A 6,800-nucleotide genomic window follows, 5' to 3' on the forward strand; every position below is an offset into this window, starting at 1 on the left:
CCGGAAAGCCGTTATTTGTCCCAAAATAGGTTTGATCGTACGTTTAGATGTCAATAAGGTCTTTGGAGTCCGTTACAGCTGGAAATCGGCGTATTCCGGCCAAATAACGGCGCTGAGGTCCGTTAGAAACCACCAAAGGAGTAAGGAGTGAATTCCCATGAAACCGACTGACCCGAAAAGCTATTATTCCTTTCGCGACGCGGAAAAAGAAATCGAGTTCCACCGGCACGACACGCCGACCCCGTGGATGAACTATTTGTCCAACGGCACGTTCCATACGATGTTGTCCCATGCGGGCGGCGGGGTCGCGTTTTACAAATCGCCGCAGATTTGGCGGATTACGCGCTACCGGTTTTTTCACCTGCCGATGGACCGTTCGGGACCCTACATTTACGTCCAGGACGCGGACTCGGGGACGTACTGGTGCCCCACCAATGAACCCGCCGCCGCCAAACCGGAAACATGGAAAAGCGCCCATGGCCTCGGCTACACCCGGTTTGAAGCGAAGCGGGAAGGGATCGCGGCCCAAACCTTGTATTTCGTCGGTCCCTATGAAAACTCGCTGATTTGGAAATTGACCTTGTCCAATGAAACCTCGGTAGCCAAAGAGCTGAACGTTTACGCTTACGTGGAGTTCGGGATGATGGAATTCATGCGCGAGCTGCAATGGCAATGTTACAACAAACATCAGGTTTCCGTGCAGTACCGTCCGTCTGAGGCGCTGGTATACCGGTATGGCGTCGAAAATCAACCGAAGCCGGAGGAGACGCCGCTCGTCTATTTTGCCTCCGACGCGCCGCTGTCCGGGTATGACGGCGACCGCGAGGAATTTATCGGCAGCTATCGCAGCGAGGCCAATCCGGCGGCGATCGAAGAAGGAGGCTGCCGAGGGTCGACGCTGATGGGCGGAGACCCGTGCGGAGCGCTGCAATTCAAGGTCACGCTGCAGCCGGGCGAGAGCCAGACCGTTCATCTCTTCCTCGGCACGGCCCGGGATGAAGCCGAGGTAGAAGAGGCGCTTGCGCGCTCCCGGGTATCCGGATTTGCGGAACGTTCTTTTCAAGGGCTTCGGACCTTCTGGGACGGTTATCTCGGCGCTTGGGATTGCCGGCTGCCGGATCCGGACGCCGAACGGATGCTGAACATCTGGAACCCGTATCAGGCGCACCGCAACTTTCTGTTTTCGCGCAATATTTCCTTCTATGCCACCGGAACGTTTCGCGGCGTCGGGTACCGGGACACGTCGCAGGATATTTTGGCGGTCGTGCCGTTTGACGCGGAGCAAGCGCTGGGCAAGCTGCGGCTGCTGCTCGGCCAGCAGTACCGGGACGGGCACGCGAATCACTACTTTTTCCCCCATGAGGGTTGGGACCCGGTGACGAGCATCCATTCCGACGATCATTTATGGCCGGCTTTGGCGGCTTGGGACCTGTTGGCCGAAACCGGGAACGCCGCGTTCCTGAACGCTGAAGTGCCTTACTATGATGGGGATCAAGGCACGGTATATGAGCACTTGAAGGCCGCCATCGAATTTACGGCGTCGAAGCTGGGGCCGAACGGCTTCCCGCTGATGCTGCGATCGGATTGGAACGACCAGCTGTTCCGGGTGTGCCGCGAGGGCCGGGGAGAGAGCATCTGGACCGCCATGCAGCTTGGCTTGGTGCTGCAGCGGATGGTGGATCTCGCCGTCGCTGCCGGCCATCCGGAGGATGTCGCGAACTACGAGGCCATGTATGAGCAGCAGCGGGGGCTGGTTAACAGCCTCGGCTGGGACGGCCGCTGGTTCCGACGCGCCATCATGGATGACGGCCGATTCCTCGGCAGCGACGTGCACGAGGAAGCGAAAATCTGGCTGAACGCCCAAACCTGGGCGGTTCTATCCGGGATGGCCGATCCGGAGAAGGGCCTGGAAGCGATGAACAGCGTCCGCGAGCTGCTGGACACGGAGCTTGGCATCAAGAAAATCCATCCCTCCATCAGCACGTTCCCCGATCCCGCCGATCCTTTGACGAATTACAACAAGGGGACGGGGGAGAACGGAGCGGTCTTCTGCCATGCCAACACCTGGGCGATCATTGCCGAATGCCTGCTTGGGCGCGGGGATCTCGCCTACAAATATTACCGCCAGCTGCTCCCGAACGTGGCCATGGACAAAGCCGGCCTGTGGCGGTACAAAGCGGAGCCCTATGTCTACGCCTCGAACTTGTTCGGGCCGGAATCCGACAAGTTCGGATTGGCCAACGTTTCCTGGCTGACGGGGACGGCCGCTTGGATGTACGTCGCCGCGACCCAATATATCCTGGGCATCAAACCTGTGCTTCAAGGCTTGTCCATAAACCCCTGCATTCCCGCCGAATGGGAAGGTTTTAGCGTGAAACGCAAGTTCCGCGGCTGCGACTACGAGATTACGGTTCGCAACGAAAGCCGGGTTTGCCGGGGCGTCAAATCCATCACCGTCGACGGTCAGCCGCTGGAAGGCCATGTCGTGCCGGTTTATCCCGGACGCTCCTCCGTCCGTGTGGACGTTGTCATGTAACCTGAACATCCATCTTGCTAACTTACAGGAGGATAAACATGAATTGGAATGAATGGATCGAACAAACGCTGGACATTACGCGAACGAATATCTCCCGTTTTCAGCCGCGTTTTCCGCATGTCAGCCAGGGGGACGGCAAGTATCAGCTGGTGGCGCATACCGATTGGACGGAAGGCTTCTGGCCCGGCATCTTGTGGCTTAGCTACGAGTACAGCCGGGACGAAAAGATCCGTCAAGCGGCCGCTGCGGCCACGGCGTCCTTTCAAGACCGGCTTGCGCGGCGGAGCCATTTGGAGCATCACGACATCGGGTTTCTGTATCTATTGTCCACCGGGGCGCAGTGGATCGTAGAGCAAGATGAAGCTGCCCGGAAGTCGACCCTGGAAGCGGCGGATTTGCTGCTGACGCGGTGGCGGCCAACTGCCCGCATCCTGCAAGCTTGGGGCCCGGAGGGCGATGAAATCAACGGCGGACGTATCATCATCGACTGCCTCATGAATTTGCCGTTACTCTATTGGGCCAGCCAGCAAACCGGGGATCCGAGGTACGCCGAGATCGCTCGGATCCATGCCGAACAAAGCCAGCGATTCCTCGTGAGAGGCGATGGCTCGTCGTATCACACGTTTTATTTCGATACCGCGACAGGCGATGCGGTCCGGGGCGGCACGCATCAAGGCTTTCGCGACGGCTCGACCTGGACGCGGGGGCAGGCTTGGGGGATTTACGGTTTCGCGTTGGCCTTCCGTTATTTCCGGGACGCTTCGTTTTTGGACACGTCCAAGCGGCTGGCCCGTTATTTCATCGATCATCTGCCTGCGGATCACATTGCTTATTGGGACTTTGATGCGCCGCAGACCGAAGGCGAACCTCGGGACAGCTCGGCCTCCGCAATCGCGGCGTGCGGCGTCCTGGAGCTTGCGGAGCATCTGCCTGCCGATGATCCGGACCGGGCGGAGCTTCTGGCTTTTGTCGAGCGTTCCGTGGCGTCGCTGGCGAAGCATTGTTTTTCAGACGGTACGAACGAGACCGGGGAGGGCGAAGGCTTCCTGCGGCACGGCTCCTATTATGTGAGGGGCGGCATCGCAACCGATGATTATGTGATCTGGGGGGATTACTTTTTTCTCGAGGCGTTGATGCGGCTTGCTCACGGAATCCCGGGATATTGGTATGAACGCGGGCGTTAACTCACTTGAATTCGGGGGTTGTCGCATATAAGCGGAGAAATGTTCTATTTTTGGCAAAAATGCGTAATTTCGTTCTATTTGGAACGTTGTTTTGTTTCTATTCTGGCTCATGGTGGCGTGATACGCTTGTACCGGTACCGGGAGGACCAAGGTGATCGGGGATAGATTTGCAAACGATTTCAAATCGAGGAGGCGGGAAAACGTGAAAAGGGGAAAAGGTTGGCGAATCGGGCTTTGCTTTGTTGCGTTGATGCTGTTGCTGCCGACAACGACGGGATATGCGGCCGCGGAGCTTACGGAGGTTCCTTACCCGATGGATTCCAGCAACCAGGCGGGATGGTGGTCGCCGCTGGATACGTACGGGACGGGATATGAATATGCTTATATGGCTTATAATGCGCCGGGGAGTACCGCCGGTATGCATACGGTATATATCGCCAGAAGAGACGGCACCGGGGCTTGGAGCAATATTCCGGTCATGAACGGTTCCGTCGTGGCCGAGTATCAAGACGATGTGGGTCATAACCAGCCCTCCATTGCGCGGGACGGCAGCGGCCGGTTCCATGTGTTTGCCTCGATGCACGATAACACCTGGCGATACTTTCGTTCGGATACGGTAGGCGGAGCTCCCCAGAACCATTCGGCGGATATGCCAGGACCGGATATGAAAATCTCTTATCCGATCGTCAAAACCGCGCCGAACGGGGATTTGTATCTCTTCGCACGGGTCGCCAAGGATCTTGCGGGCAAACGGGAAGGCGTCCTGTTCCATTGGGATAACGCGGCCTCAACCTGGAGCCAGATCGGAGTGATCGCGTCCACGCTGAATCGGTCCGTTTATCCGGACGACTTGGCTTTCGATGCCAACGGCGATATGCATATTTTGTTCGAGTGGGCGCATTTTGCCGCCAGCGCCTTGCGCCATGAGCTGTCGTACCTGAAGTACAGCCCGGCTACGGGCGTCTTCACCAAGGCGGATGGAACGCCGGTGTCTATTCCGGCAACGTTGACTACGGCCGATATCGTCCAACCTTTAGCCCCTGGCGAAACCTACGTGCAGAGCGGCGACGATCCGGGCGGACCTGGCGTGCAAAGCGCCAAACTAACAGTGGACTCCGCTGGACGGCCGATCATCGCCTACCGTTACCGCGAGGCAGGCAGCGCAAATTTCGCCGTGAAGCAAGCAACGTACGGCACAGGAGGATGGGAGCTGCAGACCGTCTATGATGCCGCCGCGACACGGGCTGCGGTGGACGTCACCTGGACCGGCACGGAAGCCCGAATTTATTACGTAAAGCAAAGCGGTACGGATCGGGCTTTTGTGGCCGTGAATTCGGGAGGAACCGGATGGACCGAAACCTCGTTGGCCCCCGGCAAACCGATCGAACGGCTTGCGGTGGAGCGCAGCGCCAAAGGCGTCGATATCCTGTACCTGGTGGATATCCCGAATCTCAAGCTCTATTACGGTAGGAATTACTGAAGCAGAAAATACAAAAGCTCTTGGACGGGTGTCCAAGAGCTTTTTAACTTTTTTCAATATCCGACAAACCATTCGCTTACCGCTTCACCCAAGCCAACTGCAAATCCATCTCACGGATGCATTCGTCGGTGTCGTACCGGTTGTTTTCGATCAACGGCGTTACCGCGTAGGCTTGCATTTCTTCCGCTGCATGCGGTCGCAGGATCGGGCCCAGCGCGTCGAGATCATTGATCTCTTCATCCAGCCAACGGGCCATATCCTCGGAGGACAAAATCGCCGGCATACGGCGCTCAAACTCCCCGATCAGGCGATTGGCGTCCGTCATGACGAGGGTGCAGGTGCGAAGCGGCTCGCCGCGCGTATCCCGCCAAATTTCATACAGGCCGGCCACGCCGAACATGCCGCGGTTTTTCAGAACCACCCGGACCGGGTATTCCTTCTTGCCTTCCTTCCTCCAATAATAGAAGCCGTTGCAGGGGATGATGCATCGCTGCGTGCTGATGATCCGGCGATACGTCGGATTCTGGTGGACATTGCGGAGATCGGCGTTAACCGCATCTTTGCCCCAATAAGGAACGAACCCCCAGCGGAATTCGTCGAGCACCCGCTCCCCGTCCTGCTGGAGCACAACCGGTGTGGGCTGCGTGGGGCTGATGTTAAAGCGGTTCTTGTAATAACTCATCACCCGCCCGATTTGAAAATGCTCCTGAACCTCCGGCAACTCGGCCGCCATGGAAAACCGTTGACACATGAGATTTCTGCCTCCTTTGATCGATTGTGATGTAGTGTTTGTAAAAGGAGGAAAATCATGCTTAAGGAGTTCTTTTTTTCAATTTGAATGATTTTGATCATGGATTCACTTGTGCTTCATGTTCCAAGATGAGGATAGGTGGCGATAGATTAGGGGGGAGAATGAATAATGAGCCGGAGAGACGGCACTCTTGCTATTGGGTATTACGTTTATTTAACGATTCTCACAACGTTTTTTGGATTTATCTTGTATCGAACAACTTTTATGCATGAGTTGCTAAAGGATGAAACTGCTTCGTACCATGGATTACGAATCATAGTAAGCTTTCCGATGCTTCTACTCCAACTCGTCCCCATATTCGTAATTTTACGTCTTCGTGGACAATCCTTATCTAGTATCGGAATAACCAAAATGAAGTTGATCAGATCCGTAATGATCGGGATCATCGCTGCGATTCCATTAAGTGCTGTGCCTATATATGCCTATCTGATAGGTGTAGCCCGTTTTCAACAAAGTTTCGGGGATATTCTCCTGCAGCTTGCTTACTATTTGATCCTTGTTGCTTTTGCCGAAGAAGTTATGTTCCGAGGGTATATTCAAACTCGAGTTCAGGGACTTATCGCGAATAAGCTTGCTGCTATCCTCGTCGTATCGGTTATGTTTTCAATCCTTCATATTCCTTTACAAATCATTCGATTCGGACAAAATCCGGTTGACTACATAGCCGAAGATTGGTTTAGTTTATTGTTAAAAGGACTTATGCATCCGGTGTTTGTGTTCCTGTATTCACGAACCGACAATGTGATCGCTCCAACAGTGACTCATGGGTTATTTGATTATCTACTTAGT

General features: G+C 55.6%; 5 protein-coding genes. 4 read left to right on the forward strand and 1 reads right to left on the reverse strand.

The genetic code is table 11. The features are described 5' to 3' along the window. Positions 1-157: 157 nt before the first annotated feature. From MJ257_RS24120 to MJ257_RS24130, 3 genes are all read left to right on the forward strand, one after another. Positions 158-2,536 carry a GH36-type glycosyl hydrolase domain-containing protein gene (locus MJ257_RS24120; RefSeq protein ID WP_240271725.1) on the forward strand — a complete coding sequence of 793 codons (2,379 nt, stop codon included), beginning with the start codon at positions 158-160 and terminating at the stop codon, positions 2,534-2,536. A gap of 38 nt (positions 2,537-2,574) precedes the next feature. Beyond that, positions 2,575-3,720 (forward strand): glycoside hydrolase family 88 protein, encoded by a 1,146-nt coding sequence (locus MJ257_RS24125; protein ID WP_240271726.1) that lies wholly within the window; start codon positions 2,575-2,577, stop codon positions 3,718-3,720. 202 nt (positions 3,721-3,922) lie between these two features. After that, complete coding sequence (locus MJ257_RS24130) at positions 3,923-5,200, forward strand: BNR-4 repeat-containing protein (protein WP_240271727.1); 1,278 nt, start codon at positions 3,923-3,925, stop codon at positions 5,198-5,200. A 76-nt stretch (positions 5,201-5,276) separates the two neighbouring features. Here the strand turns inward: MJ257_RS24130 and MJ257_RS24135 are convergent, their stop codons facing one another. Beyond that, entirely contained in the window at positions 5,277-5,951 is a 675-nt protein-coding gene (locus MJ257_RS24135) for an SOS response-associated peptidase (protein ID WP_240271728.1), read from the reverse strand. Between the two features lie 432 nt (positions 5,952-6,383). Between MJ257_RS24135 and MJ257_RS24140 the strand changes: the two genes are divergently transcribed. After that, the coding region (locus MJ257_RS24140) for a CPBP family intramembrane glutamic endopeptidase (RefSeq protein ID WP_240271729.1) at positions 6,384-6,800 on the forward strand (417 nt) is incomplete at its 3' end.

The sequence above is a fragment of the Paenibacillus timonensis genome (genome assembly GCF_022427145.1).
GTDB lineage: Bacteria > Bacillota > Bacilli > Paenibacillales > Paenibacillaceae > Fontibacillus > Fontibacillus timonensis.

Coding starts and splice junctions, on each gene's coding strand:
- MJ257_RS24120 (WP_240271725.1), top strand. CDS start 158: ATGAAACCGACTGACCCGAAAAGCTATTATTCCTTTCGCGACGCGGAA.
- MJ257_RS24125 (WP_240271726.1), top strand. CDS start 2,575: ATGAATTGGAATGAATGGATCGAACAAACGCTGGACATTACGCGAACG.
- MJ257_RS24135 (WP_240271728.1), bottom strand. CDS start 5,951: ATGTGTCAACGGTTTTCCATGGCGGCCGAGTTGCCGGAGGTTCAGGAG.